We start from the raw sequence: 26,832 nt of genomic DNA on the forward strand, positions 1-26,832 counted from the left end.
GCTCCACGCACGCATCCAGTCTCTGAGCACAGCTCAACGGACTGAGGGAAGCGAGTGTCGGCGCAGTGCGGTCGACGGCGGACATCCCGCTTCCGGCGGGGGTGACGATGAAGCCGGGTGAGACCGTGCTGGTGAACTACGCCGACGGCGTCGTGACCCACACCGCCATCACTGCTTCCTGCACTTCGACCTCGAGCGCCCAGACCCCGTACAAGGAGTCTGGGTACGCCTGGTCGTACCACGACCACCACCTGAGTGCTGGGTGCGCCGGTGGCACTTCCGTGAACGGGCTGCTCGAGACCAAGGCGACCATCGGGTGGACGGCACGCGATTTCGAGACCGTGACCGTAGACCCGAACTCGTCGATGTACTGGGCCACGGACGCGAAGTGCAAGGGCAGCTCGAACACCAGCTGGCACGGCCTGAACTCGATCGGTTCTTCGGTCACCGCGCAATCCGCGACCAAGACGCTCGCCTGTAGCGTCTAGGTCGGCTAACTCCTAAGGAGGCATCATGGCAACGTCGGATATTCACATGCAAACCAGTCGCGCTCACGCGTCGGCTGGCCGAGTCACCCTGGCGGTCGTCGCCGGCGTCGTGGTCGGACTCCTGGCGTACTACGTCATCTCCGTCGTGGCGACTGCGCCGCTCACCGGCTGGTTCACCGTCCACCCGCTGATCCTGTTGATGGTCGGGGTGGTCGCTGCGGCATCGGTGTTCGTGTCGTGGCGGGTACCCGTGATCGGACTCGCGGCAGGCGTCGTTGTCCTGGCCATCGTCGCCTTCGTCGTCGTGGAGCGAGTGAGCTGGAACAGCAGTGACGTCGGAACGCTTACCCCGACAGGAGTCCTCGGATACGGTGCCGCAAGTGGCTACCCGATCATGCTCGGGGCTGTCATGGTCACCGGTTCCATCATGCAGCTGCTGACACAGCGCACTCACCGAAAGTAGTCATCCTGAAAGCGGCTCCGGGCATCGCCTGGGGCCGCTTTTTTGGCTGTGGGACACGACTGTGGGTTGGCGTGCGCGTGGCGGCGGGCGAGCAGGGACGAAGGCGCCTCGAGCTGGAACCGCGGCCACCGCCGGGCTGCCGCCTGAGATCAACCAGTGGATGTCGAGTAGATCTCGGGCATCGGATGCCCGACACCCTTCCGGTTCTGGTGCATGAGCGCGCCCTGCTCAGCGCCCATCCGGTATAGCCACCCACCTCGCGAGTGGCCACCGCACTCGCACTTCCAGTGGAAGTGCTCGAGCTGCATGGCGTCGTAGCTGCCGTCTCCACCACGGTCGTCTGAGCGGACCGCATTCACGAGGCCCCGGAGGAAGTCCCAGACCATCAGGACACGCTCGGTGCGCTCTTGCCGCCGAGCTGTTCGCGGCCGATCCCCGTCTTCAGGACTTTCTCGTCCCACTGCTCCACGAGCTCCATGACGGACGACGGGTCGACGCCGTCCTTGACTGCGTCGTACCGGGTTCCCTCGTCGACGTGCTCCGCCGACGCCTTGAACGCGTCGAGGTGGAAGTAGCTGTTCCAGCGCGTCTCTCGAATCATCGTCGACGAGTAGGGGTCCGCAAAGTGCCCATCAGGTGATCATCACTCAGGACTACGGCGATCGTCACGCTGAGGTCTGGCCCGGAACGGCGGCCAGCCGCTCCACGGCCCCGATCAGCTCCAGGACGGACCCGAATCGCTGGTTGACGTGATGCGCTGTGCACTTCTGCACGACCTTCGCACCTCATCCTCGCCGGTGAACAGCGACTCCGGCCCAGAGAAGATGTACGACAGCTCGTCCAGGAGCGCCCTATCGGCGCGGAGGAGAGCGCATGGCAGATTGCAGACCGAATTATCCGCGAAGGCCCCACCGGGCTTTAGCTCGCCCGTCCGGCTGACGATCCTGTTCGGGGCGTCAAGACGTTCGGTCACTCACTAGCGCCCAGCAGTTGCTTGCGCGGGGCGATGCTTGCCGCGAGAACGGTGAGCAACCCGACCAGGGCGAGTGGGACGGCCACGTCGGCGTGATCGATGAGGGCGCCGGTGGCGGCGGAGGCGAGCGCAGCTCCGAGATTGACAGCGGTGTTCACCCAGGTCGAAGCCTCGGTCCGGGCGGCTTCGGGCACGACAGCCTCAGCGACGAGGTACCCGGTGATGAGGGACGGCGCGAGGAACAGACCGAGCAACACGAGCCCACCTGCGAACCAGATCAGGCCACCGACCTGGGAGACGCCGACAGCGACGATCCCCATGCCGACGGCAAGCAGCAGCAGCTTCGTCCCGAGCGTTGCCCGCCAGCGGATGTGCCCGTAGAGCACACCGCCGATCGCGCTCCCGGCGGCGAACGCAGCGAGCAGCCACCCCGAGCTCGCCACGGAGCCGTGTTCTTCCGCGACCGCGGGCGCAACAATCTCGGCAACACCGAGCACGCATCCGACCCCGACGAGCACGACCAGGACGCGAGGGAATCCGGGCTGTCTCAGCGGCCGCTGCGCTCGGTAGGTGTCGCTGCTGTTTGACGACTGCGCCCGTGACGCGGTACTCGTCGTGAGCCCGAGGGTGCCGACGAGAACGACCACAGCAGTCAGCAACAGGCCGATCGCGGCTGTTGTGGCGGTGATGACGCTGGCGATCAGGACCGGACCGATCACGAAGAGCAATTCCTCGGCGACCGCGTCGACGCTGAACGCTTGCTTCCGCTGTTCGCCCGGTTGGGTGAGGGCCGCCCAGATGACGCGCATCGCCGCTCCCAGCGGCGGGGCGGTCACCCCGATCACGGCGCTTTCGGCGAGGATGATGAGAAGTGGTGCATGCGCGGCGACGGATGCTGCGAGCACGGCGAGGCCCGCGGCTTGACTGGCGCCGAGCGTCGTGAGAGCACGTCGTTGCCCCCATCGGTCGACTGCCCGGGCGCGCGACGGAGCGGCAACGACGTTGGCTACGCCGAAGACAGCGGCCGCGACACCTGCGGCAGCGAATGAGCTGGTGCTTTCCTGTACGGCGAGGACGATGCCGAGGCTCGCCATCGCGAGAGCGGAACGACCGACGAGTGCCGGGATGAAGGCGCGAAGCGCGTCGGGAATACGAAGCACGGTGAGCATGGAGAACGCTTGGTGATGCGCTTACAGCGTGCGGCTGAAGCGGTACTAACGGTTGAAGCCCGGGGCACGACAAAGACACCCTGGGGTCAGGTTCCTGCGCGGGCGAGACGCAGGGCCGTTAGTTGAACATCACGATGTGCACGTTGCGACGGTAGCACCGGCAGCGCGCTGCCTCAGTAGCCGATGACGACCCGTAGCTGCCAGAACGGCCCGAAAAGTCGCCGCGGCTGCACCTCAAAACGAACGTCAACGTCCGGAAACTCCACTCCGCCACCCCTGGTCACTCAGCGATTCTTGCAGCCTGAGCATCATCTCCTGCTGCGGAATCACGAAGGAGAACTCGATGGCGTCCCGTAGCCGATCGGCAGCCGAGACGAGCGGTCAGTCCTGCTTGCGCTCGTCCTCGTCAGCCCACCGACGAAGCAGCTGGCGGTTTTCGCGTACTCGCGCAGTCACCGCGACAGCCGCAGTAGCAAAGCCCGCAACGATCATGATCCATCCGAGCACCATCTGGCCCGACGTCGAATAAGTCGAATAAGTGGACCCGAGCACTCCGACGACGATGCCAACGAGGGCGATGACAGGAAGACCGACCTTCACGACGTGAACGGTACCGGGAGCTAGCTGCTCCTGTGCCCGGTAGCGGATCAGCTAGCGAACGGTCGTGGTTCGCAGGGGTGAGCACGCAGCGACAACTACGGCGGCGGCGAACACGAGAGTCACCGCGAGCAGGGCGAAGCGATCTCCGGCGACGGTCATGAGGGCACCGCCACCCACTGCTCCTACTGCGGCGAGCGTTCGGTTCGCGCTGCGCATCGTGCCGTTCATGCGGCCGAGGAGGGCGTCGGGTGTGACGGTCTGGCGGAGGCTCATCTCGTTCGCGTTCTCGCACCCCGCCGCAGCGCCATGCACGGCGAACGCGACGAACAAGACCACGACGGCCACCAGCGGCGCTGCAGCGCCACTGCCAACGGTTGCGAACGTGATGGCCGCCCACGCGATCGGGTACGCGGCTCGAGCGGCGATGATCGTCTGGCCGGCACCGAAGCGGGTGCCGAGGCGCGGCGCAGCGGTAGCGCCGAGGAGCATCGCGACTCCGCTGACGGCGATGATGGCCCCGTACACGGCGGCTGGTAGTGCGAGGGTGCGAAGCGCGAGGGTCGCGAATACCGTCAGACCCGCGGCGTTGGCGAGGAACCACAGGTGTGTGGACAGCGCCAGAGGCGCAAGCGTTGCATGACCGTACGTCCAACGCAGACCGTCAACGATGTCGTGCCGCAGCCGCGTACCCGGCAGGCGTGCCCGCTTCTGCTCGACAACGCGGACCCGGGCGATGAGGACAGCGTCGACGAAGTAGCTCACCGAGTCGAGGGCGATCGCGACCGGCGCGGTGACGATGCTGACCACGACACCGCCGAGAGCCGGGCCCACCGTCTGCGCTGCCGCGTCACTCTGATCCACCCGCGCATTCGCCGCCAAGAGGAGCGGGCGAGGGACGATCCGAGGCAGGAGAGACTGCGTGGCGGCGAAGCCCACGACCGACAAGGCACCGAACACGAACAACGCCGCCGCCGTCACGCAGAGGTTCAGTAGTCCAGTCAGCCAGAGGACCGGAATCGTACCGAGGCACACGCCACGACCGACACTCGCCCAGATCAGGAGTGGCTTCCGCCGGAAGCGATCGACGTACGCGCCGACGATCAGACCGAACAATGCATACGGGAGGAATTGGGCAGCGTTCACCAGGCCCACCTCGAACGGAGTGGCGTGCAGCACCGTCACCACGAGAACCGGTACGGCGACCGCGCTCACCGCTGATCCGAACGACGAGACTGTCGCGGCCGACCAGTACGAGCGGAACCCGGGCACTCGACGCAGCGTGGTCACGTCGTCGCCCATGCGCCAACGCTTGCAGATCGCAAACCCACGAGCAAGGAGCTCGGCACCATACGTCCCTGTGCGGGTGGCTGATTGCTCGCCGGGCGTTCGTGGCACTGTGAGGTCATGGTTTCCAGCGTCGCCGTCCTCTCCGATGTGCACGGCATGCTGCCTGCGCTCGAGCGGGTCCTCAGCGAGCCAGCCGTGGAGCGCGCGGAGCTGATCGTCGTGACGGGAGACCACACCTGGGGCCCTCAGCCGGCGCAGGTCCTCGACCGCCTCATGCAACTCGGCGACCGGGCGGTCCTGATCAGGGGGAACGCGGACCGGGAGCTGCTGTCCATGTCTCGTGGGATCGACGTCGGCCTCGGCGATGACCCCGTGTCAGTGTGGGGCGCGGCGCAGCTCGCCTCCGAGCACCGTGCCCTCCTGGAGTCGATGGCTGAGAACGTCACGGTCGACATCGACGGGTTCCGGCCGGTGTTCTTCTCACATGCGACGCCGCGCAACGACGAGGAAGTGGTCCTGGCGCGTCGCGGTGTTCGGAGGTGCGAAGACCGTGCCGTGCCAGCTCGTACCCTCGCGGCTCTCGACGACGCGACGTTCGACGTCACCGCCGCTCGAGTGAGCGACGGCCAACTGTTCCTGCACGGGTGGGTCGACGAACACGACACGAGCCTCGGGACGGTGCGACTTCCGGTCCTGCTGACTGTTTCCAAGACAACCGACGTCGTCATGGACAGCACCGGCGGGACCGGCGAGCTCGTGCCCGAAAGCATCGACGTCATCGCAACAGCGGTGACGCTTCGAGGCGTCATCCCATGTGTGGTCGTCGTGACCACGTCGACGCGGAGCGAAGTGCCGCTCGACGTCGGAACCAGCCCGATCGCGCTCCGCCGATGGTGCCGATGGTGGCCATGGGACGGTGCGCCGGCGCTTCTGAACTACCGCGCCGTGTCGAGGCGGCTCGGGGGCACGGCCTGCCCCGCGTGCACGCATCGGTGGGACGAACACCCGGGCGGAGAGGACGTGACGCGGACGACCTGCGGTGAATGCGAGTACGAGCTCGGCACGGTGAGCTGCCGCCGGATGGATCGATCTGCACGGCGACGGTGCCGCGTTGGCTTCTCGAGCTCGGCCGAGCGGACCCCGGGCGCGGGCACCCCTTAGCGGGGGGCGGTCAGCATCCCGCTAGCTGATCTTGCCATCGAGACGCGCGTCGACGCTGGCGTGGCCGTAATCTCACTCCATGGCCGAGGCCCTGTTCCCCCTGGTGAGTGTGGCGATCCTCGTGCTCACCGTCGGAGGAATCGTTTGGCGAGGGCGAGACAAGCGACGGGTTCGTGACGCTCAGCTCGCGCTCAACGCTCAACCCCTGTTGAGCCTGATCCCGGCCGCGTTCCTCGCACTAGGTGCTGTTGCACTCGCCATCCTCGGCTTTGGATCGCTTGCAGCAGGCTTCGCGCCCCGGTGGGGCTTCTTCCCCTTGGCTCTCGAGGCGCTAGTCATCATTGGTTTCACCGTGTGGATCGCCCGTTGTCCGTTCCCCGCGGACTGACGCGTCGCATCTCCAGCTATGCCGACGTCGGCTACCGATCGGCTATTGAGATGGAGCCGACCCGCCTGGTAGGGGCGCTCCAGTGCTTTGGATGATCTGCCACGCTGCATCGGTCAAGGTGCAGCGGGGTCCTACTTGGATCGCTCGCAGGCCAACCGCTTCGGCGCCGGCGATGTCGGCGATCCGGTCGTCACCGACCATCCATACGTCCTCCCCGGCGCCCGCAATCTCCATCGCGCGCGCAAAAATGCGCGGATTCGGCTTCTCGGCTCCCACCGCTGCGCTCGTGACGGTGGCATCGATCCAGGGGCCGAGTCCGAGGTCAGCGACGAGGTTCGGGAGTTCGGGCGCGTGGTTGCTGAGGATGACGTTCCGATACCCGACGGCAGCCGTGCGCGCGAGCGCCGGTATCGCGTCTTCGGCCAGATTCCAGGCCGAAGGCCGGTAGTACTCAATAGGGATCTCGGCGATCGCGCGTTCCGCATCTTCTCGTCCCACGCCCGCCACCGTGTACGCACGGAGGAACACAGAATGCTGTGCAGCCCACCATGCGGCAGCGGACTGCGTTACGCGCACGATGTCGGGTGAGTGCCAGGGGAAGCCGACAGAGAGCTCGGCGGGGAAGTCCGCTGCGGCGAGTCCGAGCCCGGGAGCGATCGGCTGCAGCGCCTTTTCCAGAGTGGAGGACCAAAGACCTTCACGAGACGCCAACGTGCCGTCGAAGTCCCACAACACGACGCGATTGGTTCTATTGCGCACGTCGCCAGACTAGGGCCGGCAACGCAGTTGTGCCCTCCCAGTAGCAGACCTTTCATCGGCCGGGAATGAAGGCGTGCTGAGTTGCCGGCAAGTCCTCCTCGATCAGCACCCCGACTGCCTCGTCATCGTCCCTACATCGACTGGTCCCGACACCGTCACCGGGTGGGCGTTGTTGCCCTACACGTACAACTTTCCCGACGCCCACCCAGAACGCTTCATCCGCTTCAACCCGCGGTACTACAACGCGATCGTCGAGGGCCGCAAGACCGCAACCACGCGCCTCAACGAACCAGGCGCGACCGGACCAGCTTGGCTCCTGTTCGAGTTCGACGAGACCTACAAGCGCCTACCCGCTGAGGTCGAACTCATCGAAACCAAGACGTTCGACGAGCTCACCGACGCTGATGCTCGAGCTGAAAACGCTGCCACCGCTGAGGACCTTCGGGGAGCTTGCGGCACCACTACCCCTCCCTCACCGACACCTCGACCGTCGACATCGTCCACTTCAAGCTCACCCCCGCCCGGTGAAGGATCGACTAGCGAGACGGAGCGTGCCGGGCTGCCGATGGTAAACAGACGCATGCGCATCCGCCCCTGGGCTCTCACGCTCCTGATCGTGCTCGCGGCTTGCGGCGTTGCACTCTTCGTCCTGCCCCCGGGAATGCCGACGCAGATCCTCGGGGCAGTGCTCATCGTTGTGGCGTTCGCGGTGTTGATCGTCTCAGAACGAGCTGGTCGGTCGGGGCGCTGACGGCACGGCAGGTGATCCACAACGGGTGAACCAAAGCGACAGCGGTCTCGACGCATGGGTGAGGGGGATACCGGCTTCATGACATAGCTCGAGGCGCACCTCTTTCGGCGCTATCAGGATCGTCGCGCTCGGCAGCACCCAGCTCAGGCCTCGGCCGCGCGCCCGGCGCTTTACCCGTCCCTGGGACTTGGCGGCCGCTCCATCGAGCGCTCGATCGCGTCGAACGTCACTCCCGACCCGGGTGCTTTCGAACGGGCAGCTGAACACCTGCACGCTCGAGTCGTCCAACAGGACCGGGGCCACATCGACCTCTTACAGGCGGGGCGGTGGCTTCGTGATCATTGACCCAGTGAAGCACCCGCACCGGTCCTCGCACGGCTTGGTGACGACCTCGCGGAGCTTGCTCGCCGCGAGCAACCGAAGGGGGCCGGTTGCGATCGGCTGACGAGCAGCCCTGGCTGCCAACGCTGCCGGCGCGCTGTCTCTGACGGTCGGCATGCTCCGGGCAGCTCCTGTCTGACGTGGCGGAACGTCCGCGTCGTGCTGCCGGAGCCTCCGCTGCAATGACGCAGATGACGAGCGGGACGAGACCGCCGACGGGATTTCCCCACGACCATCCCACGAGAGGTCCTATGCTGGTTCGTGCCGTCGCGATGCCGGGCATTCGGGTTGCCCTGGAACGCAACGGCTCCGTGCGTGCCTGCAGCATTCGGGTTGCTGCAGGCACGCACCTCCGGCCGCCCTCGACGATGCCCTCCGCGGCTGGGTCGCACGGTACGACGTGGACGAGCTCCCCACCGACGGCACCGGCGACACCGATTGGCTTGCGGAGGTGCGCTGCCTGCTCCAAGCACTGCGGGGCCAGAACGCGGACCGGTACCACGTCGTCGTCGACGAGCCCTGGTGGGGGTGACCGGTCCGCTCATGGTCGACGGGTGCCTGTTGGTGATGGCTCGTCTGAGCTACTGCGGACCGTCGTCCCAACGGACCGGCTGCTGGCGGTCGTCCGTCCGGAGCACCGCCGCCAGGAGCTGGTCACGGCGCGTCCCTCGATGTGTCAGGGCTGATCGGAGCCGTCCTTCGAGGCGGAACCCACATCGTTGCGCGACCAGAGCGGAAGCCTCGTTCTCAGGGAGGGCATGCCACTGCACACGGCTGAGCCCGAGACCGTCGGGAGGACCGGCGAACGCCCAGTCGAGGATCGCGCTGACCGCTTCGGTCATGAAGCCGTGGCCGCGACCGGCGGGCGCGAGCAGGTACCCGACTTCTCCGGCTCCGTCTGCGACACCGAAGATGCTCACCGCGCCCACGACGTCGGTGGGGTCGGCTCGCGGGCGGACCGCGAACTCGAACCGGGTCCCGTCCCGCCATCCCGCTTCGACCTGCCGGACGAACGACTCAGCTTCGTCGCGTCCGTAGGGCACCGGTATCGGGGTGAACGCGATGACGTCCGGGTCCTGGCAGTACGCCACGATCTGATCCGCGTCCTCGGTCGTCTGCGGGCTGAGGACGAGCCGCGGCGTTCGGAGCGTCACCGGTTCCATCGCCCCACGCTACCGAGCGAGACGGCGCAGGGAGGGGCTTCGGGCCCAGCAGCGGCCGGTCCTGGTCTCACCGCCCCGCGCGCGTCGTCGCGACGCACTGGCGGCGACGGAGGAGGTCCTGCAGGTCGGGGCAGTCCCAGGTCGTCCATCCGTTCTGGCCGTACGCGTCGAACGCCGAGGTGGAGGCCATGGAGACGCCCGACGGCGTCGTGCGCACGAAGGTCGGTACCGGGGGTCACCCTCGGTGGTGAGACCGACCCAGCTGAACGTCGCCGAGCCTCCAGCGGCACCGCGAGCACGGCGAGCGCTGCGGCCACCGCCACCACGGGCCTCCCTACCGACATGGCACGAGCGTGGCGGATCAGGCGGCCCGGCGACGTCACGATCGAGCGACGGTGCCGTCGGGTCGAGCGTCCTGCTGGCTCTCGTGCAGACGGTCGATGACGGACCGGTTGGTGGCCGCCCCGACGGTCCCGTACGCGATCAGCGCTGCACCGCGGAGCGCGTCGAGCGCGGCCGGCACCAGTGCCACCGATGCGTACGTGTCCTCGTCGAGCGCGTCCGCGAGGCGGGCGGTGAACGCCGGCGTCGTCGCCAGACCACCCGTCGTCGACACCGTCACGCGGTCGCCGCCGATGAGGGGCGCCAGCAGTCCGACGCCGCGAGCGGTCTTGCGGGCGAGATCACGGAGCGCCCGATCCGCCAGTGGCGATCGGTCGGCGGCCTCCGTCACGAGGGGCGCGAGTGCGCCGAACCGGTGCCGGACCTCCATCCGGTCCACGTGCGCGAGGCCGAGGATGACGTGGCGGAGTCCCGGCACGTCGTCCGCGCCCCAGGAGCGGAGGACCGCCGCGACGAACTCGTCGTCGTCCGGACCGGCGGCGCCGAGCAGGATGAGCTGCACCGCCTCGTAGGCCAGGTGCCGGGCCGCGCCGGCGTAGTGCTCGAACTGCCCGCTCTCGACCTCGGTCCCGTCCGCGTCGATCGCGAGGATCATCGAGCCGGTGCCGGTGACCACCATGATCCCCGGGGCACCGAGCAGGGCGCCGCGGTGCGCGACGACCGCGTCGTTCAGGATGAGCCGTTCGCACTGCAGCCCCGGCACGCGGAAGAAGTCATCGGCCCAGCCGTTGTCCCCGTCGCCCTGGTTCGAACCGGCACGGCTCACCATCGCCAGCCCGGCGACGAGCGCGACAGCGTCAGCAGCGTCGCGGCCGGCGTCCTGCAACGCGCGGACCGTCGTGTCCGCGACGTTCGCGGCGGCGTCCGCTTGGTGGTACGGACTCCCGCCTCGACCCGTCGCGGAGCCGAGCAGTCTGCCGTCGAGGGCGAAACACCCGACGCGGGAGAACGTGCCCCCGGCGTCGGCGGCGATCACGAAACGGGGGTCCCCTCCGGCGTCGGACATGGGCCGAGCGTAGCCAACCCGCGCTCGACGCCGCGCTGTCGCCGCTCCGTGCATCACTCGGTGGCACTACCGCACCGTCGGCACGTGGACCACGGGCCGGTGGCGGTTGTCGATCTCCGCGCTCGGCCGCCACCATGGCACCACGCTCGGTGACCCGCGTCGTCGAACCGTCCGGTCGACTCGGATGCGCTGGGGATCCGATGCGCCCGTTGACGAGCGGATCCGGACCGAGCAGGCTGGCTCGCGACTGCGACGACCCCGGAGGCATCGATGACGACCAGCATGTGGGTGAGCATCACGTCAGGAGATCTCGCGCGATCGGCAGCGTTCTACGAGGCGCTCGGGTTCGTCGTCAACCCGGACTTCTCCGATGAGCACGGGACGTGCTTCGAGGTCGCCGACAACCTGCACCTGATGGTGGTCGCGCGGGACTTCTTCGCGACGATGACCACGAAGGAGATCGCCGACCCGAGGACGCATGCGCAGGTCGGCCTCAACCTGACGCGCGACTCCCGCGACGAGGTCGATGCGATCGTGGAGAAGGGGCTGGCCGCCGGTGGGCACGAGCCGCAACCAGCGCAGGACCTCGGGTTCATGTACTCCCGCGACCTCGAGGACCCGGACGGGAACAACCTCGGGTTCCTCTTCATGGCCCCGGCGGACTGAGGGTCGCGGGTCACCCGGTCATGAGCTCGTAGGTCGTCATCACCCTTGGCCGGCGGGCGCGTAGGCGACGAGCGGTGAGCCATTGGCAGCGCAATCGTGCTGTGCCCGCTGCATGGCCGCGCGGAACGCGGGCGCGTCCGGGTCGAACTGCGCGGACGCGACGGTCGGCGGCGAGCTGGCAACAGCGTCCTGGATGCCGGTGAGGTCGGCGACCAGGCCGCGATCCGGCGTTCGCAGCATCCCCGACACGACGGTCGGCGTCAGATCGACGATCGCGGCGTACCCGGCGTCCTCGATGGTGCCCGCACTCCGCTCGCTGTCTGCGGCGGAGAGGTCCGTCTCGAGCTCCGTCAGCCCTGCGCAGGTCACCGCGATGTCCGGGTCGGGCGTCGGTGACGCGGCGGATCCCGTGCTGTGCGCGACGGCGCTCCGTGCGGTGTGATGCGGCGCCGCGGCAGAACATCCGGTCAGCGAGATCACCGCGCACGCGGCAGTGATGGCGACGAGCAGTGTGCGCATGGTGCCCCCTCGTGCGGCACGTTTCCCCTCGCTGCCGCGTCGACTCATCCTGCCGCATCCACTGTCGCCGCTGCCCGCAGAACGAGTCGGATCGCCACCTCGAGCCGCGCCCGGTACTCGTCGCGGGTGTCGACCTGGTGTTTCAGCCCCACGGACACGCTGCTCAGCGTCCGTGCGACGTCCGCTGCCGCCGCGCAGTGGTCGCTGATCGCCGCGGTCACCATGGCCTCGAACCGCGCGGGAGCCTCACGGGCGGTGGCATCGAGGAGTTCCGGGTTGTCGGCGATCACGGCGGACACGTCGCGCACCATCGGTCCGACGTACCGTCCGGCCCACCGGTCGAACGCGTCGAGCAGGCGGTCGGCGATGGGCCGCGTGTCGTCCGCGAGGAGCTGTTCGATCGCTGCCAGATCCTGGGTCAGGACGTGTGCCGCGGCCTCCCGGAACAACGCCTCCTTCGACTCGAACAAGAAGTACAACCCCGGGCGGGAGATCCGTGCTGCTCGCGCGATGACGTCCATCGATGTCCGCCGGTATCCCGCTTGTGCGAACGTGTCGAGCGCTGATTCGAGCACGGTCCGACGGCGTCCCACATCCGTGCCGGTGGAGGTGTCGACCATGCCGCCGATGATACCGCCTTCCATACCGACTAGACAGAACCTGTCTAGTCGGTACAGTTGCCCGCATGCCCCTTCCGCTCATCCGAACGCGGTTCGACGCCGAGTCCACCGCCGCTGACGTCCTGGTCGACGTCGATCTGATGGGTCTGCGCGCGATCGTCACGGGCGCGTCGTCAGGACTCGGCGTGGAGACGGCCCGCGCCCTCACCGCCGCCGGCGCTGCGGTCACGCTCGCCGTCAGGAACACGTCTGCCGGCACGGCGGTGGCCGACGTCGTCGCCCATTCGACGGGCCGCCGGCCGGACGTGCGTCACCTCGACCTCGCGGATCGCGCCTCCGTGGCCGCCTTCGTGGCGCATTGGGAGGCTCCGCTGCACTTGCTCGTCAACAACGCCGGTGTGGTGACCGGGGGGCTCGAGCGGACGGCGGAAGGGCGTGAGCTGCAGTTCGCCACGAATCACCTCGGCCACCACGCGCTCGCGAATGGTCTTCGACGGTCACTCGCCAGAGGCGCCGCGGAGCGCGACGGCGCCCGGATCGTCGCGCTCAGTTCCACCGCGCACATGCGGGCGAACGTCGACCTCGACGACCTCGACTTCACCCGATCCGAGTACGATCCCCAGATCGCCTACGCACGAGCCAAGACCGCGAACTCCCTGTTCGCCGTGGCGGCGACGCGCCGTTGGGCGGACGACGGCATCGTCGCGAACGCCGTCAACCCGGGCGGGATCGCCACCGGGCTCCAGCGGAACTTCTCGGCGGCGCAGAAGGCGTCGTTGGAAGCCGCCGAAGCCGCTGGCGTGTTCGCCTACAAGACGGTCGAGCAGGGCGCCGCGACCACCATGGTCGCCGCGGTCGCGCACGAGTTCGCCCACACCGGCGGGCACTACCTCGACGACTGCCAGGAGGCCTACACGGTTCCGAACGAGGCGAGTCTCGCGGATCACCCGCACGGGGTGAAGGCGTGGGCGCTCGATCCCGACGCGGCGGATCGGCTCTGGAGGGCGTCGGAGGAGCTCACGCGCGGGCCTCACTGACGCGGATCCGCCGAGAGCGACCCAGGCAGGTGCTCCGTCGTGCCGATCTCGCCCACGTGGTAGCCGAGGGCGACGACGTCGAGACGTGTGATCGACCCGTGCGGGAGCCCCGCGAGGGCGTCGGGGCGGAGCGATCGCATCTCGTCGTCGGAGAGGATGTCTCGCAGCACGTCGCGGATGATGCCGCCGTGCGTGATCACGACGAGATCACCTGCGTCCGGGAGTGCCTCGTCGATCAGGTGACGGAGCCGTGCCGCGGCTGCGCGCGACGAATCGCCGACGGCCGGGACGAGGTCCCGATCGCGCTCCGTGCGGTCCCACGCTTCTCGGAACGCATCCCACGATGCGTCGTCGACGACCGGTGGGTCGTACTCCATGCGCTCACGCGCCCGGTCGTCCACTCGAACAGGGAGCGCGGGGCGGTCGATCAGCAGCGGCGTCGCGGAGTCGCGGGCGCGGCGCGCCGGGCTGATGACGATCCTCCCGATCGGCTCGGTCCGGAGGCGCTGCATCACCGCGTCGGCCTGCTGCGTCCCACGCACCGTGAGCGCTCCGTCGCGGTGCCGGACCTGTTCGCCGTGGCGGACGAGCCACACGCGCTGCACCACCGTCGGCTCCTCGGTCCTCGGGCGCCCCGGCCGGTCTCGTCGCTCAGACCGGACCGAGCGGCTGCAGATCGCCGTCGGGCAGCTCGACCCGGATCGGGTCACCAGGACGGACGACCCCGCCGGACACGACGACACCCATGACGCCGCCCTTGCGTTCGACCGAGCCGTCCTCGGCCCTCCCGAGGACCGCCCGGAGGAGGCCGGGCTCGAACTCGTTGATCTGCTGGCACGGATTCCGGAGGCCCGTGATGCGGACGCGAGCGTCCGACCCCAAGAGCAGGAGCGCATCTGCGGGAAGACCGAGGAGGTCGACCCCGCGAGTCGTGATGTTCTCGCCCATCTGACCCGGCTCGACGTGGTGTCCCGCTTCCGCCACGTCATCGAACAGCTCGGCGTGGATCAGGTGCACCTGGCGCAGGTTCGGCTGGGACGGGTCCCGTGCGACGCGAGACCGGTGCTGAACCGTGACGCCGGCATGCGCGTCACCCTCGATGCCCAATCCCGCGACGAGCACCACCTCGTCCACCACCGGTTTGCTGAACCGATGGGCACCGTCCCTGCTCACTGCGACGACGCGAGGGTGGGTGTCGTGATCTGCGCTCATGGCTCGATCATGGCGCAGGACCGCTCGGGACGGACCCTGGCAGACTGCACGACATGCACATCGGGGGAAGGGTGCCGACGGACCAGCCGGATCTGAAGCTGGCGATGCGTGCCGAGGCGGACGCGCTCGGGATCGCCGTCGCCGGATTCGTTCCGCAACGGCATCTCGAGGACCTGGGCGTCGCCGGTATCTCGTCGCATGGCCAGGGGAGTGGTGCGGACGCCGTCACCATCAGCGCGGCCGTGGCACGGATGTACATGGTGTGGAAGAACCCGGACGACCGTTCGGACCCGGTGAACCTCGCGGACCTGACCTCGGAGATGGAGGACGCGCTCGCTCGGCCGGTGCCCCGGGACCTGCCGCCGTGGCTGCTCGAGCGCCGGGAGCGGATGCGTCATCCCTCGCTGTGGGAGGCCGTGCAGACACACTGGTTCGCTCCGGGATCCGCCGCGCCCGGCGACGACGAACGCGATCCACCGGAGTTGCTCCGCGCCCACGTCGACCACATCCTCCACAACCGGTTCCGCGACGAGTACGGACTCGGCGACCCCACGATGGAGCCCGGCTGGACGGAACTGGTCTCGATCCGCGCGGTGCAGCCGCGGGCGGTCGTCGTGGACGGAACGGCGAGGGACGGGTTCACGATCGACACCGACGCGTTCGTCCTCGGGCTGGCGGTGCCACTCGACGATGGCCGGGTGATCACCTCGGTCGTGGAGCGGGACCTGCTGCCCTGGGTGACGACGGAGTTCGTCAGCGACGCAGGCTGACGCCGCCGCCGTCGTTGCCGCACCGATCTCGGTGAATCCGTTCGGCCTCCTCCGCGTCACCCGGATGTCACCCGAACAGGGTTGAATGCTGCTCGTCGGGGTTCAGGGGAGAGCAGCATGCGACGTTCAATCGCAACATCGGTCGTGGCGGCCGTGGGGATCGCCGGAGGTCTGCTGACCGCGATGCCCGCGACGGCGGCGCCGTCGGCGGATCTGGTGGTCAACGAGGTGTACGGCGGTGGGCGCAACGCCGGCAGCACCTTCACGAACGACTTCGTGGAGTTGGCGAACCGGGGATCGTCGACCATCGACCTCAGCGGTCACTCGGTCCAGTACCACGCCGGGTCCGCGACGGGCACGTGGCAGGTGACCCCGCTGAGCGGGACGCTCGCTCCTGGTGGTCGCTACCTCGTCGCCGAGGCGAAGGGCGCTGGCGGGACGACCGCGCTGCCGACGCCGGACGTCACGGGCACCATCGCGATGAGCGCCACCGACGGCACGGTCGCCGTCGTCGCGAGCCGGACCGCGCTCACCTGTGCCGACAGCGCCACGTGCGTGAGTGCGTCGGTCGACCTCGTCGGGTTCGGCTCCGCGGCGATCGCCGAGGGCAGCCCGGCCGTCGGCGCCTCGAACACGGCCTCGGTGCAGCGGCAGGGGGCGTCCGACGACGACCACAACGCGACGGACTTCGCCGCCGCTGCACCCACCCCGGGTGCGGCGAACACAGCATCGACGACGACCCCGCCGACCGGCCCTGCGCCCGAGCCGGGCACGGTCCGCATCCACGACATCCAGGGGACGTCGTTCGTCTCGCCGCTCAACGGCGAGCAGGTCACGAACGTCCCCGGCATCGTGACCGGGATCCGGACGTCGGGCAGCAGCAAGGGCTACTGGATCCAGGACCCCGACGCCGACAGCGACCCCGCGACGAGCGAGGGCGTCTTCGTCTACAGCTCCTCGAGGGCGGCGGTCGCCGCGGGTGACAGTGTCCTCGTCAGCGGCACGGTCAGGGATTACTACCCCCTCGCCTCCGGTGACACCACGGCGACCACCTCGAACCTGTCGGTCACGGAGCTCACGAACGCCACGGCGACCGTCGTCTCGACGGGGGACGCGCTGCCGGCGCCGATCGTCCTCGGCCCGACGAGCGTGCCCGACACGTCCGCTCCGGACCTCGCGGGCGGGAACATCGAGTCCACGCCCATCACGCCGACACGCACGGCGCTCGACTTCTTCGAGTCGCTCGAGGGCATGCGTGTCGAGGTCGACGACGCCCGCGTGGTCGGGCCGAGCGACGAGTACGGCGAGCAGTACGTGACGACGAAGCCGTCCCAGCTCCCGACGACGCGCGGCGGCACGCTCCTGACCGCCGAGAACGCGACGCCGTCCGGACGTCTCGAGGTCGTCGCGGCGAACGGCAGCAATCCCCGGGTGGACGTGGGTGACGTGTTCCGTGGTGCCACCGTGGGCGAGGTCGACTACTCGCAGTACGGCGGGTACGACCTCACGGCCACGACACTCGGGTCCGTCGCGCGGGGAGGCATCACCCCGACGGTCGCGACGACCCCGAAGCCCGATCAGCTGTCGGTCGCCACCTACAACGTCGAGAACCTGGCGCCGTCGGACCCGGCGACCAAGTTCGCCGCGCTCGCGAAGGGGGTCGTCGCGAACCTGCGCTCGCCCGACATCCTGACCGTCGAGGAGGTGCAGGACGACGACGGCGCGACCGATGACGGTGTCGTCGCGGCGGATCAGACCATCGCCAAGCTCACCGCTGCGATCACCACGGCTGGAGGCCCGTCCTACGCGTCCCGTGAGATCGATCCGGTGAACGACGCCGACGGCGGTCAGCCCGGCGGCAACATCCGCGTCGTGTTCCTCTTCAACCCGAAGCGCGTGAGGTTCGACGACCGCGGTCCTGCGTCGGTGAACCGGTCCACCACCGCGACCGTGGTCACCTCCTCCCACGGCGTGCCGGACGTCACCCTGTCGCCGGGGCGCATCGCTCCGACGGACGCCGCCTGGCAGAGCAGCCGGAAGCCGCTCGTGGGCGAGTTCACGTTCCGCGGCCGGCGCGTCTTCGTCATCGGCAATCACTTCGACGCGAAGCTCGGCGACCAGAACCAGGACGGTCGATTCCAGTACCCGGCGCGGTCGTCCGCCGTGCAGCGTCAGCAGCAGGCGCAGCTCGTGCACGACTTCACGGCGCAGATCCTCAAGGTCGACGCGAGGGCCGCGGTCGTCGTGGCGGGTGACTTGAACGACCACCAGTTCAGCCCTGCGCTCGCCACGCTCACCGGCAAGCCGTTGCACGGCCAGGCCGCGACGAAGCCGGTCCTCACCGACCTGATCACCACCCTGCCGGCGAACCAGCAGTACACGTACGTGTACGACGGGATCAGCGAGGTCCTCGACCACATCCTCGTGACCGCGGGCGTCGGGACGCCGGACTACCAGGTGGTGCACCTCAACGCGGAGTTCGCCGACCAGACCAGTGACCACGATCCGCAGGTCGTCCGCGTCTTCGGACACCATGGAGGGCCGTCCCAGGCCGTCCCGCCAGCGGCGGTGGCGCTCGGCTACAGCGACGCGCTGGACAAGCTCGTGCACAACGGAGCCGAGGTGGGTGGCCTCTCGTCGCTGGCCTACGACGGCCGGTCGCGGTCGTGGATCTCCGCCGTGGACAACCACGCGGACGACCCGTCGCGGATCTGGTTCTTCCGGAACCTCGACGACCCGACGGTCACCCGTGATCCGTTGGTCCTGAGGAACGAACAGGGCGTTCCCTACACCGGTCTCACGGCAGACGACGAAGGCCTGGCGGTCCTCCCGAACGGCGACTACCTGGTGAGCTCCGAGACGGAACCGTCGATCCGGGTCTTCGGCCGCGACGGCGTGCAGAAGGCGCAGCTGCCGGTCCCCGGACGGTTCGCGGTGACCGGCACGGCGTTGTCCGGAGCGGGGCTCGAGGGTGCGAGCGTCCCGGGCGAGGCCACCGCGAACGCGACGCTCGAGGGCCTGTCGATCTCGCCGTCCGGGCACACGATCGTCGCGTCGATGGAGGGCGCGCTGTCCGGCGACGTCTCCGCCGCCGGTGACGCCACCGCCCACCGTCTGCTCGTGTACACCCGGGGGCGCTCCGGCGCGTGGGCGCTGACGAAGCAGGTCGGGTACCGCACGGACACGGGCAACCGCATCCCCGAGGTCGCGCTCGTGTCGGACGACCGGATGCTCGTCGAGGAAGCCGCGTTCTCGGCGACCGCGGGCAACTCCGCGGACCTGTACTCGGTCTCCGGTCTGTCGCGGGCCTCCGACGTGAGCGGGGTCAGGAACCTCTCGGCCGCACCGGCGTCGAGGATCCTGCGGAAGACACTGGTCGCCGATCTCGTGAAGGGTCCGACGCTCGGCGCGACGGCGCTCGAGACCCAGACGAACCCGCTCCTCGACAACTACGAAGGCATGGCGATCACGGGCCGCGCTGCCGGTGGGCGCGTGGGCGTCGCGCTCATCTCCGACGACAACTTCGGCGCGCTGCAGCGGACGCGGATCCTGGACCTGGCCGTGCGGCTGCCGCGGTAGCCATGCGCCCTGGGCTCGCCTACGGCGTGGGTGCCTTGCCCTCGGCAACACTGGCGCGAGAGGCTGCCGGCATGACATCTCCCTCTGGTCGCGGACCTCGTCGGCACCGCGGCGTGGTCGTCGGTGGCGGCATCGTGTTCGTCATCGGCCTCGCCGCACTCGTACTCGGTGGTTGGTTCGACGCCGTGACAGCGGACGGCGGCGGGGCCAACATCGGGGCCGGGGTGCTGGTGCTGTTCGGCGGGATCGTCGCGGCCACCGGTGCGGTCATGTTGCTCGTGGTGACCGCTGGCACCGTCGCCGCGCGAACGCGACGGTGAAGCGTGTCTCTGAGCGCTGAGGGTCACGACGACACTCGGTGGTAGCGGTACCAATCCACCTGGTCCGGGTCGCCGACCACGAGATCGAGTTGGCGATGTGCGGCCGACCCGCGAACGATCGCGGTGCAGCGGTCTGCATCGCGGTTCTCCCAGCACACGGTCTTCCACCCCCACCCATCGCCGTCCTCGATGTGCCAGCGGCCGGTGCTCGTGGAGGGCGTGGCCGGGTCATCAGGCTGTGCCGTGATCCCGCGCAGGGGGACACCCACCAGACGGACCGTGCCGCCGCGGTCGAACCGGATGGTGCCAGCGCCGTCCGAGGCCCAGGTCCCGACGAGGTCGGCGCGGGCGAGGGGCGCGGTCGGGAGGTCGGCCGCGTCCTGGCCGCACCCGGTCACGGCGAGGACCGTTGCCAGGGCGATCACGGCCCCGACTGCTGTCCGCACTCGTCCCATCCCCAGCCCCCTCGTGCTGATGACACACTACGGGCGATTCGGCAACGGCTTGCGCTCTCGTGCGTGCGGCCAGCGGGGATCAGGACCGCTGACCGTGAGATTCATTCGAACCGGCGGACCATGTCAGCAGACGGATCCTGGTCGATCACGAGCGCGGCGCTCCGCTCCTCGGCGTCCGCGGTGGCTGCCCAGGCCGCGAGTAGCTGCAGCGCCTGTTCCGAGGCGGAGTCCGGCAGCGTGCCGTAGACCACGAACGTCAGACCCGTGTCGGCGTTGAGGTCCAACGCCTCGTAGGTCAGCTCGAGGTCCCCGACCACCGGGTGGTGGATGCGCTTGAGGCCGCTCCGGTGCGCGCGGACGTCGTGCGTGGCCCATCGCACGCGGAAGTCGTCGCTCCGGGTCGAGAGCTCGCCGATGAGGTCGGTCAGCCCCTTGTCGTACGGGCTCCGGCCCGCCTCGGTACGGAGGACCGCCACGAGATCGGACGCGAGCTGGTCCCAGTCGGGGTAGAATGTGCGGGCACGGGGGTCGAGGAACGCGAACCGCGCGGTGTTGGGCGTGCCGATCGGGTCGATGAACAGCGGCGAGTAGAGGGCACGTCCGAGCCGGTTGCCGGCGAGGAAGTCCGACCGGCCGTTGCGGACGAACGCCGGGGCGCTCATCGCGTCGAGCATCCGCTGCACGTTGGGCCGGACGCGGTTGGTGAGGCGACGACGCCGGGCGGTGGGCGCGGCGTTCTGGGTGTGCGCGAGGTCGAACAGATGCGCGTGCTCGACCTCGTCCAGCTGCAGTGCGCGCGAGAGCGACTCGAGGACGGTGTCGGAGACCCCGCCGAGGTTCCCGCGTTCCAGGCGGACGTAGTAGTCCACGCTGACACCGGCGAGCAACGCGACCTCCTCGCGTCGGAGTCCGGTCACGCGTCGGTTGCCGCTGAACACGGGAAGGCCGGCCTGCTCCGGAGTGATGCGGCCCCGTCGGGAGGTCAGGAACTCCTTGACCTGTGTCGTCGCGTCCATGTCATCGACGGTACGACCACCGTCGGCGACCGGGGAGGTGCTGTCGGTACCCCGCGCCACCGGCAGGAGCTCACCAGCCGACCGGCGAGCGACTGGCGAGCGGCCGGTGCGCGACCGGTGCGCGGTCGGACGGGAGGCCCGCTACCGCCGGCACCGCGCCTCCCGTCCGACCGGTCGGCGCGTCAGGCCTCCGGGATGACCCGCGCGTCGAAGCGCGAGGAGTCACCGTCGGGGTCGGGGCCGCCCCGCCGTCCGGTGTCGAGCGCGTCGAGCCGCGCGAGCTCGTCGTCGGACAGCGCGAAGTCGAACACCGCGAAGTTCTCGGCGATACGGCCGGGGTCGGTGGACTTCGGGATCGCGTTCCGGCCCTGCTGCACGTGCCAGCGCAGCATCACCTGCGCCGGGGTCCGCCCGTGCGCCTCGGCGATCGCCCCGATGGTCGGGTCCGCGAGCACGCTGACGCGCTCGTCGCCGCCCCAGCCCGGGTAGAAGGTGATGCCGCCGATCGGGGACCACGCCTGGTCGAGGATGCCGTGCTCGGCGTCGACACGCTGGACCTCCCGCTGCGTGAAGTACGGGTGCAGCTCGATCTGGTTGAGCGCCGGCACCACCTCGGTCTGCGCGAGGAGGGACTCGAGGTGGTGCGGCATGAAGTTGCTCACGCCGATCGCGCGGACCTTGCCCTCGGCGTACAGCGACTCCAGGGCCTTGTACGCCTGCACGGTCTTCTCGAACCGGTCGGGTGCGGGCTGGTGGAGGATGAAGACGTCGATGGTGTCGATGCCGAGCTTGCCGGTGGCCTTCTCGAACGCATGCAGGGCCTCGTCGTACCCGTAGTCGGACGGAAACACCTTCGTCTCGATGACGATCTCGTCCCGGTCGAGGCCGGAGGCGCGGACCGCCTGGCCGACCTCACGCTCGTTGCCGTACGCGGCTGCGGTGTCGATGTGGCGGTAGCCGACGTCGAGTGCGGTGCGGACCGCCTCGACGGTGTCCTCGGGGGAACTCTGGAAGACGCCGAAGCCGATCGGCGGCAGCTGGACGCCGTTGTTGAGTGTGATCATGTCCATGACGACGACGTTAGGTCCCGCGGCCGGAGCGTGACGGGGGCTGCCGTTCCCTCCCTCCGCCACGCCGTGCCCACGCGGTGCAGCGGAGGGACGCCCCGGCAGAACCGGGGACGACGGTCCCTGTCACCGGTCAGGGGAGGACGATGACCTTCCCGGCGATCCGACCGGCCTCGGCTTCCGCGTGGAGCGCGGGCAGGTCGCCCAGCGGGATCCGACGGGTGACCTCGACGGTGAGCGCGCCGTCGTCGACCAGGGACACCAGTTCGGCGAGGCGTTCGCGGTTCGGCAGCACGAACACCGTCGATGCCCGCACGCCGCGGGACTCGTCGTCGGGCGTGGCCATGAACGCCGTCGTGCTGACGACCACGCCTCCGTCGCGGACGGCGGCGACGTCCGCGGCGAACTGCTCCGGGTCGATCGGTGCGAGGTTGAGCAACACGTCGAACTGGCCGTCGACGGATGCGAGCAGATCGGCGTCCGTGTGGTCGATGACCTGGTCGGCGCCGGCCGCGCGGACGGCGTCGATGCTGCGGGGGCTGGCGGTCGCGCTGACGAACACGCCGGCGCGCTTGGCGAGCTGGATCGCGTACTTCCCCACGACGCCACCGGCGCCGACGATGAGGACGCGCTGACCGGCGTGGAGACCACCGTCGTCGAAGAGCGCCTGCCATGCGGTCAACGCGACGGACGGCAGCGCGGCTGCGTCGGGGAGCGGGATGCTCGTCGGGGCGGGGACCAGGGCCTCGGCGGGTGCGATGACGTACTCCGCCGCGCCACCGTCGCGCTCCATCGGCAGGAAGCCGATCACGGCGTCGCCGACGGCGAGCCCGTCGACGTCCTCGCCGACCGCGTCGATCGTGCCGGACACGTCGTACCCGGGCACGTGGGGCAGCGCGATCGGGATGGGGAGGAACCCGCCGCGCATCCCGGCGTCGGCCGCGTTGTAGGCGGATGCCGCGACGCGGACCCGCACCTGCCCGGCGCCCGGGGTGGGCTGCTCGATCTCGACCTCCTCGAGGACCTCGGGACCGCCGACCTCGTGGAACTGGACTGCCTTCATGATGGACTCCTTCGCTCACTGCTTCGAACTCGAAGCGATACCAGAACCGTACACCTGCTTCGAATACGAAGCAACACTGATCCGGTCCCTGATCGCCGAATGCGTCCGGAAGCCCCCGAACTGGGCACTACGCGCGCGCCGCCGAACCTGTTGTCATGGGCAACAGCTCCTCACGTGTGTACCCGACGCACGTTTCCCTGCTCCCGTGTGACCCGACGCACGACCGCGCCGAACCACGTCGTCAGGAACGTCATGCCCCGCTCGGGATCCCGTCACCCCGTCCGCCTCCGGACCATGACGCGTGCTTTCGCCGCGACCGTGGCCGTGGCCCTCGCCGCCCTCGCCGTGGGTGCGAGCGTCGAGCCGGCGAACGCGGCCACGCAGAACCCCGTGGGCGCGTTCGACACGGCATCGGGCGGTGCGGGCGCGGTCACCGTCGCCGGGTGGACCGACGACCCGAGCAGCGCGGCGTCGAGCAACAGCGTCACCGTCACCGTCGGTGGCACGAACGCCGGAACGCTCCGGGCCACCGGGGTCCGAGCGGACGTCGACCGGGCCAGGCATGTCAGCGGGAACCACGGGTTCTCCGGGACCCTGACCACCGCGAAGACGGGTGCGCAGTCGGTCTGCGTCACGGCGGTGAACACGGGCGCGGGGACCGACACGAACCTCGGCTGCAAGACCGTCACGATCACCGCCGCGAACCCGGTCGGCGCGTTCGACACGGCGTCGGGTGGTACGGGCACGGTCGGTGTCGCGGGGTGGACCTACGACCCGAGCAGCGCGGCCGCGAGCAACAGCGTCACCGTGACGGTCGGTGGTGTGGCCGTCGGCACCCTGCAGGCCACCGGGGCCCGCGCCGACGTCGACCGGGCCAAGCACGTCAGCGGGGACCACGGCTACTCCGGCAGCCTGACGACGTCGAAGTCCGGAGCGCAGTCGGTGTGCGTCACCGCGGTGAACACCGGCGCGGGTTCGAACACCGCGCTCGGGTGCAAGACGGTCACGATCACCGCCACGGGCACGGCACCGGCACCGGTGAGCGGCGCGAACGTCACCACCAGCCCGTCCGGGGTGGCGATGCCGAAGGGCGACGTGACGTCGAACGGTCGCGTGTGGAAGCAGGCGTACGCGCAGGACTTCACCACCCCCGCCGCGGTCGGCACGGTGCTGTCGAGGTACCACGACCTGTCCGCGTACGACGGCTCGAGGGACACGTCGGGGCTCGGGCAGTACGCGCCGAACAAGGTCCTGTCCGTGTCCGGCGGCGAGCTGGACTTCGATCTGCACAGCGAGAACGGACAGCCGCTCGTCTCCACCGTCGTCCCGGACAACTACCTGCCGTTGACCACGGGCCGCGTCTCGGTCCGCTACAAGACGACGAAGACCCCCGGCTACAAGTTCGTCGGCATCCTCTGGCCCGAGGACGACAACTGGAACGAAGGCGAGATCGACTGGCCCGAGGCGGACCTGGGCGGCACCCCGCGCCCTGCGTCCGCCATCCCGGGTACCTACGCGAACGGGCGGATGAGCTTCGCGCCAGCCGTCACCAAGTACGCCGGGTCCGACACGACGGGTTGGCACACCGCGACCACCGAGTGGGACCACGGCGTCGTCCGGTTCTCCTGGGACGGCACCCTCGTCGACTCCGTGACGAACGCCGTCCCGACCACCGCCTTCCGGCTCACCCTGCAGGCGGAGACCTGGATCGGTGAGGGCGCCGTCCCGGCCACGGCGACCGGACACGTGGACGTCGACTGGGTCAGCATCTGGAAGTGACGACGCTCCTGGCGGTCCTCCGAGCACGAGCCAAAGCGGTGGATTCGTCACTTTTCGTCCTCCCGCTCTAGGATCGTGACGGGCATCCGGTGGTTCCGTGTGCCCGTGGGGGAGGGCCCATGTCGATCCGTAGTGTCCCGGGGTCGATCGCGTCCGGGGGTCGGTCGCGTTCGTCCCGTCCGCGACATCCGACCCGTCCGAACGGGCAGGGACTGCCGCAGCCGGTGCAGCCGACGCTGTTCCACCGAGTGGCCGAGTGGACGCGCACGCCGGTCCCCGGTGACGCGGCGTGCGAACGGAGGGTCTGGATCGCGTTCGACGAACGGCTCGTCTCGTACTCCGAGTGCGAGGGCGAGACCTCGCACACCGCGGTCTGGTGCGTGGACGAGTTCCTCCAGCACTTCGCAGACCGCCTCGACGAGGACGACGCGTCGCGCTGGTTGCTCCCGCACCTCGAGCGGCTCGCCTCGACCGGGGGCGGCAAGGCCGCGACGCTGCGCGCGTACGCCGCGCGGCACGACGGTGCACCACCGCCGACGATCGTGTGCGATGTCGTCCTCTGACCGCGCCCGCGCACGCGGTCCGCGGCTCAGCAGGGGCGCCCGGGAGGCCCGCTCAGGCCACGCGCGCCTCGTCCGCCGCCAGGTGGTCGGCGAGCACGTCGCGCACCGTGGTCCACGGGTACGGCCCGTAGCGGTCGTTGTCGACATGGCGGAGCTGCGCCTGCCCGCTGAACATGCTCACGAAGTACTGCATCCCCTGCCACGCCGGGAACGTGTCCTGGTCGCTGCGGGACAGTCGGCGGACCACCTTGCTCATGACGGACAGGGACCCGGTGGTGCCGGCCCACTGCAGCCCGAAGGGCGTGCCGGTCAGTTCGGTGAGCGTGCGGGCGACGTCCCGGGCGGAGACGCGGTCGCCAGCGACCTCGACGACACGCGGTGCGTCCTCGTCGAGGGCCACGAGCGCGGTCACACGGGCGACGTCGTCCTTGGTGGTGAAGTCGAGCACCTGGTCGGGTGACGACCAGTACATGACGCGGTGGCGCCCGAACGCGATCATCGGCGCCTGCCCGGTGAGCATGTCCGTGAACGCGCCGTTGAGGACGGAGGTCGCCCGGATCGGCGCGGCGTCCACGTCCGCCGCGAACTCACGGCGGAGCTCGAAGTTGCGGTTGCTGCCCACCGCGATGCGGCGGTAGTCCGAGGAGTAGTCCGACGGGACGAACCGGGGCACGCCCGCGGCGACCGCGGCCGCGAGCAGCGCGCGCTGCGCGTCGACGATGACAGGGCGCACGCCGCTCACGGCGGAGACGACCGACTCGACACCCGTGACCGCGCGGGTCAGGGCCTCCCGGTGGGAGTACGCAGCGGCGACGACCTCGACGCGGTCGTCGGACCCGTACCGCTCGTCGGCGGCGGTGCTGCCCGGACGGGTGAGGACGCGGACCCGCACGTCCCGCTCCAGGAGCGCACGGACGATGCGGTGACCGAGGTCACCGGTGGCTCCGGCGACGAGGACGGTTCGGGTCATGGCGGTGCTGCTCCTGGTGGTCGCGCGGACGTGCCGGACGCCGACGGCGATCGACGGGACGGTGACGGCCGGAATGGTGCTCGACGGGCCGCGCCGTCGGTGGCACACCCCGGAGGCTACCGCGCGGGGACCGCCGGCGCCCTGGGCCCCGAAGGCGGGGCTTGTGCGGCGGACCGCGGTGCGGATTCACTGGCGGAGCACCGTC

The 26,832-nt window shown here is 69.5% G+C and carries 31 protein-coding genes; 13 read left to right on the forward strand and 18 right to left on the reverse strand.

The annotated features are described in order from the left end of the window. Positions 1-107: 107 nt before the first annotated feature. On the forward strand, positions 108-488 hold the full coding sequence (locus DEI93_RS07740; RefSeq protein WP_146244333.1) for a hypothetical protein: 381 nt from the start codon (positions 108-110) through the stop codon (positions 486-488). Between the two features lie 25 nt (positions 489-513). Then, positions 514-951 (forward strand): hypothetical protein, encoded by a 438-nt coding sequence (locus DEI93_RS07745; RefSeq protein ID WP_111119046.1) that lies wholly within the window; start codon positions 514-516, stop codon positions 949-951. Between the two features lie 149 nt (positions 952-1,100). On the opposite strand, the gene DEI93_RS07750 is transcribed toward DEI93_RS07745, so the two are convergent. The 5 genes from DEI93_RS07750 to DEI93_RS07770 form a co-directional block, all read right to left on the reverse strand. Further along, on the reverse strand, positions 1,101-1,337 hold the full coding sequence (locus DEI93_RS07750) for a hypothetical protein (RefSeq protein WP_111119045.1): 237 nt from the start codon (positions 1,335-1,337) through the stop codon (positions 1,101-1,103). Then, complete coding sequence (locus DEI93_RS07755) at positions 1,337-1,552, reverse strand: hypothetical protein (RefSeq protein WP_111119044.1); 216 nt, start codon at positions 1,550-1,552, stop codon at positions 1,337-1,339. Before DEI93_RS07755 ends, DEI93_RS07750 begins: the two co-directional genes overlap by 1 nt. A gap of 368 nt (positions 1,553-1,920) precedes the next feature. Then, positions 1,921-3,093: an MFS transporter gene (locus tag DEI93_RS07760; protein ID WP_111119043.1), complete on the reverse strand. Its 1,173-nt coding sequence runs from the start codon at positions 3,091-3,093 to the stop codon at positions 1,921-1,923. 381 nt (positions 3,094-3,474) lie between these two features. Next, positions 3,475-3,693, reverse strand: coding sequence for a hypothetical protein (locus tag DEI93_RS07765; RefSeq protein ID WP_111008873.1), 219 nt, complete (start codon positions 3,691-3,693; stop codon positions 3,475-3,477). A 51-nt stretch (positions 3,694-3,744) separates the two neighbouring features. Continuing rightward, a complete protein-coding gene (locus tag DEI93_RS07770; RefSeq protein WP_111119042.1) occupies positions 3,745-4,992 on the reverse strand; it encodes an MFS transporter in 1,248 nt (415 codons plus the stop codon). Between the two features lie 105 nt (positions 4,993-5,097). Between DEI93_RS07770 and DEI93_RS07775 the strand changes: the two genes are divergently transcribed. Continuing rightward, positions 5,098-6,141 carry a metallophosphoesterase family protein gene (locus tag DEI93_RS07775; RefSeq protein WP_146244332.1) on the forward strand — a complete coding sequence of 348 codons (1,044 nt, stop codon included), beginning with the start codon at positions 5,098-5,100 and terminating at the stop codon, positions 6,139-6,141. Between the two features lie 79 nt (positions 6,142-6,220). After that, positions 6,221-6,529: a hypothetical protein gene (locus DEI93_RS07780; RefSeq protein WP_111119040.1), complete on the forward strand. Its 309-nt coding sequence runs from the start codon at positions 6,221-6,223 to the stop codon at positions 6,527-6,529. Between the two features lie 42 nt (positions 6,530-6,571). Here the strand turns inward: DEI93_RS07780 and DEI93_RS07785 are convergent, their stop codons facing one another. Then, the gene (locus DEI93_RS07785) at positions 6,572-7,288 is read right to left on the reverse strand and encodes an HAD family hydrolase (protein WP_111119039.1); all 717 of its coding nucleotides are present in this window, start codon (positions 7,286-7,288) and stop codon (positions 6,572-6,574) included. A 172-nt stretch (positions 7,289-7,460) separates the two neighbouring features. Here DEI93_RS07785 and DEI93_RS07790 point away from each other — a divergent pair, with 172 nt between their 5' ends. Together DEI93_RS07790 and DEI93_RS07795 are read left to right on the forward strand one after the other, a co-directional pair. Beyond that, the gene (locus DEI93_RS07790) at positions 7,461-8,039 is read left to right on the forward strand and encodes an ASCH domain-containing protein (RefSeq protein WP_181435960.1); all 579 of its coding nucleotides are present in this window, start codon (positions 7,461-7,463) and stop codon (positions 8,037-8,039) included. A gap of 781 nt (positions 8,040-8,820) precedes the next feature. Then, positions 8,821-8,952, forward strand: coding sequence for a hypothetical protein (locus DEI93_RS07795; RefSeq protein WP_258372153.1), 132 nt, complete (start codon positions 8,821-8,823; stop codon positions 8,950-8,952). A 49-nt stretch (positions 8,953-9,001) separates the two neighbouring features. Here the strand turns inward: DEI93_RS07795 and DEI93_RS07800 are convergent, their stop codons facing one another. The 3 genes from DEI93_RS07800 to DEI93_RS07810 form a co-directional block, all read right to left on the reverse strand. Then, positions 9,002-9,583 (reverse strand): GNAT family N-acetyltransferase, encoded by a 582-nt coding sequence (locus tag DEI93_RS07800; RefSeq protein ID WP_111119037.1) that lies wholly within the window; start codon positions 9,581-9,583, stop codon positions 9,002-9,004. A 67-nt stretch (positions 9,584-9,650) separates the two neighbouring features. After that, positions 9,651-9,773, reverse strand: a complete 123-nt coding sequence (locus DEI93_RS07805) for a hypothetical protein (protein ID WP_258372152.1) — start codon at positions 9,771-9,773, stop codon at positions 9,651-9,653. A 189-nt stretch (positions 9,774-9,962) separates the two neighbouring features. Further along, positions 9,963-10,991 (reverse strand): BadF/BadG/BcrA/BcrD ATPase family protein, encoded by a 1,029-nt coding sequence (locus DEI93_RS07810; protein ID WP_181435959.1) that lies wholly within the window; start codon positions 10,989-10,991, stop codon positions 9,963-9,965. Positions 10,992-11,261: 270 nt separating this feature from the next. Here DEI93_RS07810 and DEI93_RS07815 point away from each other — a divergent pair, with 270 nt between their 5' ends. Then, complete coding sequence (locus tag DEI93_RS07815) at positions 11,262-11,657, forward strand: VOC family protein (RefSeq protein WP_111072132.1); 396 nt, start codon at positions 11,262-11,264, stop codon at positions 11,655-11,657. A 39-nt stretch (positions 11,658-11,696) separates the two neighbouring features. On the opposite strand, the gene DEI93_RS07820 is transcribed toward DEI93_RS07815, so the two are convergent. Further along, positions 11,697-12,176: a hypothetical protein gene (locus DEI93_RS07820; RefSeq protein WP_111072133.1), complete on the reverse strand. Its 480-nt coding sequence runs from the start codon at positions 12,174-12,176 to the stop codon at positions 11,697-11,699. Positions 12,177-12,220: 44 nt separating this feature from the next. Beyond that, a complete protein-coding gene (locus DEI93_RS07825) occupies positions 12,221-12,796 on the reverse strand; it encodes a TetR/AcrR family transcriptional regulator (RefSeq protein WP_111119189.1) in 576 nt (191 codons plus the stop codon). Positions 12,797-12,861: 65 nt separating this feature from the next. On the opposite strand from DEI93_RS07825, the gene DEI93_RS07830 reads away from it, so the two are divergent. After that, a complete protein-coding gene (locus DEI93_RS07830) occupies positions 12,862-13,833 on the forward strand; it encodes an SDR family NAD(P)-dependent oxidoreductase (RefSeq protein WP_111119035.1) in 972 nt (323 codons plus the stop codon). Here DEI93_RS07830 and DEI93_RS07835 read toward each other — a convergent pair. Then, complete coding sequence (locus tag DEI93_RS07835; protein WP_181435958.1) at positions 13,827-14,441, reverse strand: histidine phosphatase family protein; 615 nt, start codon at positions 14,439-14,441, stop codon at positions 13,827-13,829. The two genes, DEI93_RS07830 and DEI93_RS07835, sit on opposite strands and share 7 nt — an antisense overlap. A 43-nt stretch (positions 14,442-14,484) precedes the next feature. Continuing rightward, on the reverse strand, positions 14,485-15,045 hold the full coding sequence (locus tag DEI93_RS07840) for an MOSC domain-containing protein (RefSeq protein WP_111119033.1): 561 nt from the start codon (positions 15,043-15,045) through the stop codon (positions 14,485-14,487). Between the two features lie 53 nt (positions 15,046-15,098). Here DEI93_RS07840 and DEI93_RS07845 point away from each other — a divergent pair, with 53 nt between their 5' ends. The 3 genes from DEI93_RS07845 to DEI93_RS07855 all read left to right on the forward strand — a co-directional run bounded on the left by DEI93_RS07845 (position 15,099) and on the right by DEI93_RS07855 (position 19,714). Next, positions 15,099-15,815 (forward strand): hypothetical protein, encoded by a 717-nt coding sequence (locus DEI93_RS07845; RefSeq protein ID WP_146244330.1) that lies wholly within the window; start codon positions 15,099-15,101, stop codon positions 15,813-15,815. 117 nt (positions 15,816-15,932) lie between these two features. Next, positions 15,933-19,394, forward strand: a complete 3,462-nt coding sequence (locus DEI93_RS07850) for an esterase-like activity of phytase family protein (RefSeq protein ID WP_111119031.1) — start codon at positions 15,933-15,935, stop codon at positions 19,392-19,394. 71 nt (positions 19,395-19,465) lie between these two features. Further along, complete coding sequence (locus DEI93_RS07855; protein WP_146244329.1) at positions 19,466-19,714, forward strand: hypothetical protein; 249 nt, start codon at positions 19,466-19,468, stop codon at positions 19,712-19,714. Between the two features lie 23 nt (positions 19,715-19,737). Here the strand turns inward: DEI93_RS07855 and DEI93_RS07860 are convergent, their stop codons facing one another. The 4 genes from DEI93_RS07860 to DEI93_RS07875 all read right to left on the reverse strand — a co-directional run bounded on the left by DEI93_RS07860 (position 19,738) and on the right by DEI93_RS07875 (position 23,315). After that, positions 19,738-20,160, reverse strand: coding sequence for a hypothetical protein (locus tag DEI93_RS07860; protein WP_146244328.1), 423 nt, complete (start codon positions 20,158-20,160; stop codon positions 19,738-19,740). Positions 20,161-20,270: 110 nt separating this feature from the next. Beyond that, on the reverse strand, positions 20,271-21,185 hold the full coding sequence (locus tag DEI93_RS07865) for a helix-turn-helix transcriptional regulator (protein WP_111119188.1): 915 nt from the start codon (positions 21,183-21,185) through the stop codon (positions 20,271-20,273). Between the two features lie 182 nt (positions 21,186-21,367). Further along, complete coding sequence (locus DEI93_RS07870; protein WP_111119028.1) at positions 21,368-22,255, reverse strand: aldo/keto reductase; 888 nt, start codon at positions 22,253-22,255, stop codon at positions 21,368-21,370. 130 nt (positions 22,256-22,385) lie between these two features. Further along, complete coding sequence (locus DEI93_RS07875) at positions 22,386-23,315, reverse strand: NADP-dependent oxidoreductase (RefSeq protein ID WP_111119027.1); 930 nt, start codon at positions 23,313-23,315, stop codon at positions 22,386-22,388. 294 nt (positions 23,316-23,609) lie between these two features. Here DEI93_RS07875 and DEI93_RS07880 point away from each other — a divergent pair, with 294 nt between their 5' ends. Next, on the forward strand, positions 23,610-25,094 hold the full coding sequence (locus DEI93_RS07880) for a glycoside hydrolase family 16 protein (protein ID WP_181435957.1): 1,485 nt from the start codon (positions 23,610-23,612) through the stop codon (positions 25,092-25,094). Between the two features lie 248 nt (positions 25,095-25,342). Further along, a complete protein-coding gene (locus tag DEI93_RS07885; protein ID WP_146243999.1) occupies positions 25,343-25,657 on the forward strand; it encodes a hypothetical protein in 315 nt (104 codons plus the stop codon). A 52-nt stretch (positions 25,658-25,709) separates the two neighbouring features. On the opposite strand, the gene DEI93_RS07890 is transcribed toward DEI93_RS07885, so the two are convergent. Further along, on the reverse strand, positions 25,710-26,627 hold the full coding sequence (locus DEI93_RS07890) for an NmrA family NAD(P)-binding protein (protein ID WP_111008902.1): 918 nt from the start codon (positions 26,625-26,627) through the stop codon (positions 25,710-25,712). Positions 26,628-26,832 lie beyond the last annotated feature (205 nt).

It is taken from the genome of Curtobacterium sp. MCBD17_035, from assembly GCF_003234815.2.
In the GTDB taxonomy this organism is placed as follows: domain Bacteria; phylum Actinomycetota; class Actinomycetes; order Actinomycetales; family Microbacteriaceae; genus Curtobacterium.

Bases quoted from the DNA above. Each gene is read 5' to 3' on its own strand.
- DEI93_RS07740 (WP_146244333.1), top strand. From the start codon at position 108: ATGAAGCCGGGTGAGACCGTGCTGGTGAACTACGCCGACGGCGTCGTG.
- DEI93_RS07745 (WP_111119046.1), top strand. From the start codon at position 514: ATGGCAACGTCGGATATTCACATGCAAACCAGTCGCGCTCACGCGTCG.
- DEI93_RS07750 (WP_111119045.1), bottom strand. From the start codon at position 1,337: ATGGTCTGGGACTTCCTCCGGGGCCTCGTGAATGCGGTCCGCTCAGAC.
- DEI93_RS07755 (WP_111119044.1), bottom strand. From the start codon at position 1,552: ATGATTCGAGAGACGCGCTGGAACAGCTACTTCCACCTCGACGCGTTC.
- DEI93_RS07760 (WP_111119043.1), bottom strand. From the start codon at position 3,093: ATGCTCACCGTGCTTCGTATTCCCGACGCGCTTCGCGCCTTCATCCCG.
- DEI93_RS07770 (WP_111119042.1), bottom strand. From the start codon at position 4,992: ATGGGCGACGACGTGACCACGCTGCGTCGAGTGCCCGGGTTCCGCTCG.
- DEI93_RS07775 (WP_146244332.1), top strand. From the start codon at position 5,098: ATGGTTTCCAGCGTCGCCGTCCTCTCCGATGTGCACGGCATGCTGCCT.
- DEI93_RS07780 (WP_111119040.1), top strand. From the start codon at position 6,221: ATGGCCGAGGCCCTGTTCCCCCTGGTGAGTGTGGCGATCCTCGTGCTC.
- DEI93_RS07800 (WP_111119037.1), bottom strand. From the start codon at position 9,583: ATGGAACCGGTGACGCTCCGAACGCCGCGGCTCGTCCTCAGCCCGCAG.
- DEI93_RS07805 (WP_258372152.1), bottom strand. From the start codon at position 9,773: ATGGCCTCCACCTCGGCGTTCGACGCGTACGGCCAGAACGGATGGACG.
- DEI93_RS07810 (WP_181435959.1), bottom strand. From the start codon at position 10,991: ATGTCCGACGCCGGAGGGGACCCCCGTTTCGTGATCGCCGCCGACGCC.
- DEI93_RS07815 (WP_111072132.1), top strand. From the start codon at position 11,262: ATGACGACCAGCATGTGGGTGAGCATCACGTCAGGAGATCTCGCGCGA.
- DEI93_RS07820 (WP_111072133.1), bottom strand. From the start codon at position 12,176: ATGCGCACACTGCTCGTCGCCATCACTGCCGCGTGCGCGGTGATCTCG.
- DEI93_RS07825 (WP_111119189.1), bottom strand. From the start codon at position 12,796: ATGGTCGACACCTCCACCGGCACGGATGTGGGACGCCGTCGGACCGTG.
- DEI93_RS07830 (WP_111119035.1), top strand. From the start codon at position 12,862: ATGCCCCTTCCGCTCATCCGAACGCGGTTCGACGCCGAGTCCACCGCC.
- DEI93_RS07840 (WP_111119033.1), bottom strand. From the start codon at position 15,045: ATGAGCGCAGATCACGACACCCACCCTCGCGTCGTCGCAGTGAGCAGG.
- DEI93_RS07845 (WP_146244330.1), top strand. From the start codon at position 15,099: ATGCACATCGGGGGAAGGGTGCCGACGGACCAGCCGGATCTGAAGCTG.
- DEI93_RS07850 (WP_111119031.1), top strand. From the start codon at position 15,933: ATGCGACGTTCAATCGCAACATCGGTCGTGGCGGCCGTGGGGATCGCC.
- DEI93_RS07855 (WP_146244329.1), top strand. From the start codon at position 19,466: ATGACATCTCCCTCTGGTCGCGGACCTCGTCGGCACCGCGGCGTGGTC.
- DEI93_RS07865 (WP_111119188.1), bottom strand. From the start codon at position 21,185: ATGGACGCGACGACACAGGTCAAGGAGTTCCTGACCTCCCGACGGGGC.
- DEI93_RS07870 (WP_111119028.1), bottom strand. From the start codon at position 22,255: ATGGACATGATCACACTCAACAACGGCGTCCAGCTGCCGCCGATCGGC.
- DEI93_RS07875 (WP_111119027.1), bottom strand. From the start codon at position 23,315: ATGAAGGCAGTCCAGTTCCACGAGGTCGGCGGTCCCGAGGTCCTCGAG.
- DEI93_RS07880 (WP_181435957.1), top strand. From the start codon at position 23,610: ATGACGCGTGCTTTCGCCGCGACCGTGGCCGTGGCCCTCGCCGCCCTC.
- DEI93_RS07890 (WP_111008902.1), bottom strand. From the start codon at position 26,627: ATGACCCGAACCGTCCTCGTCGCCGGAGCCACCGGTGACCTCGGTCAC.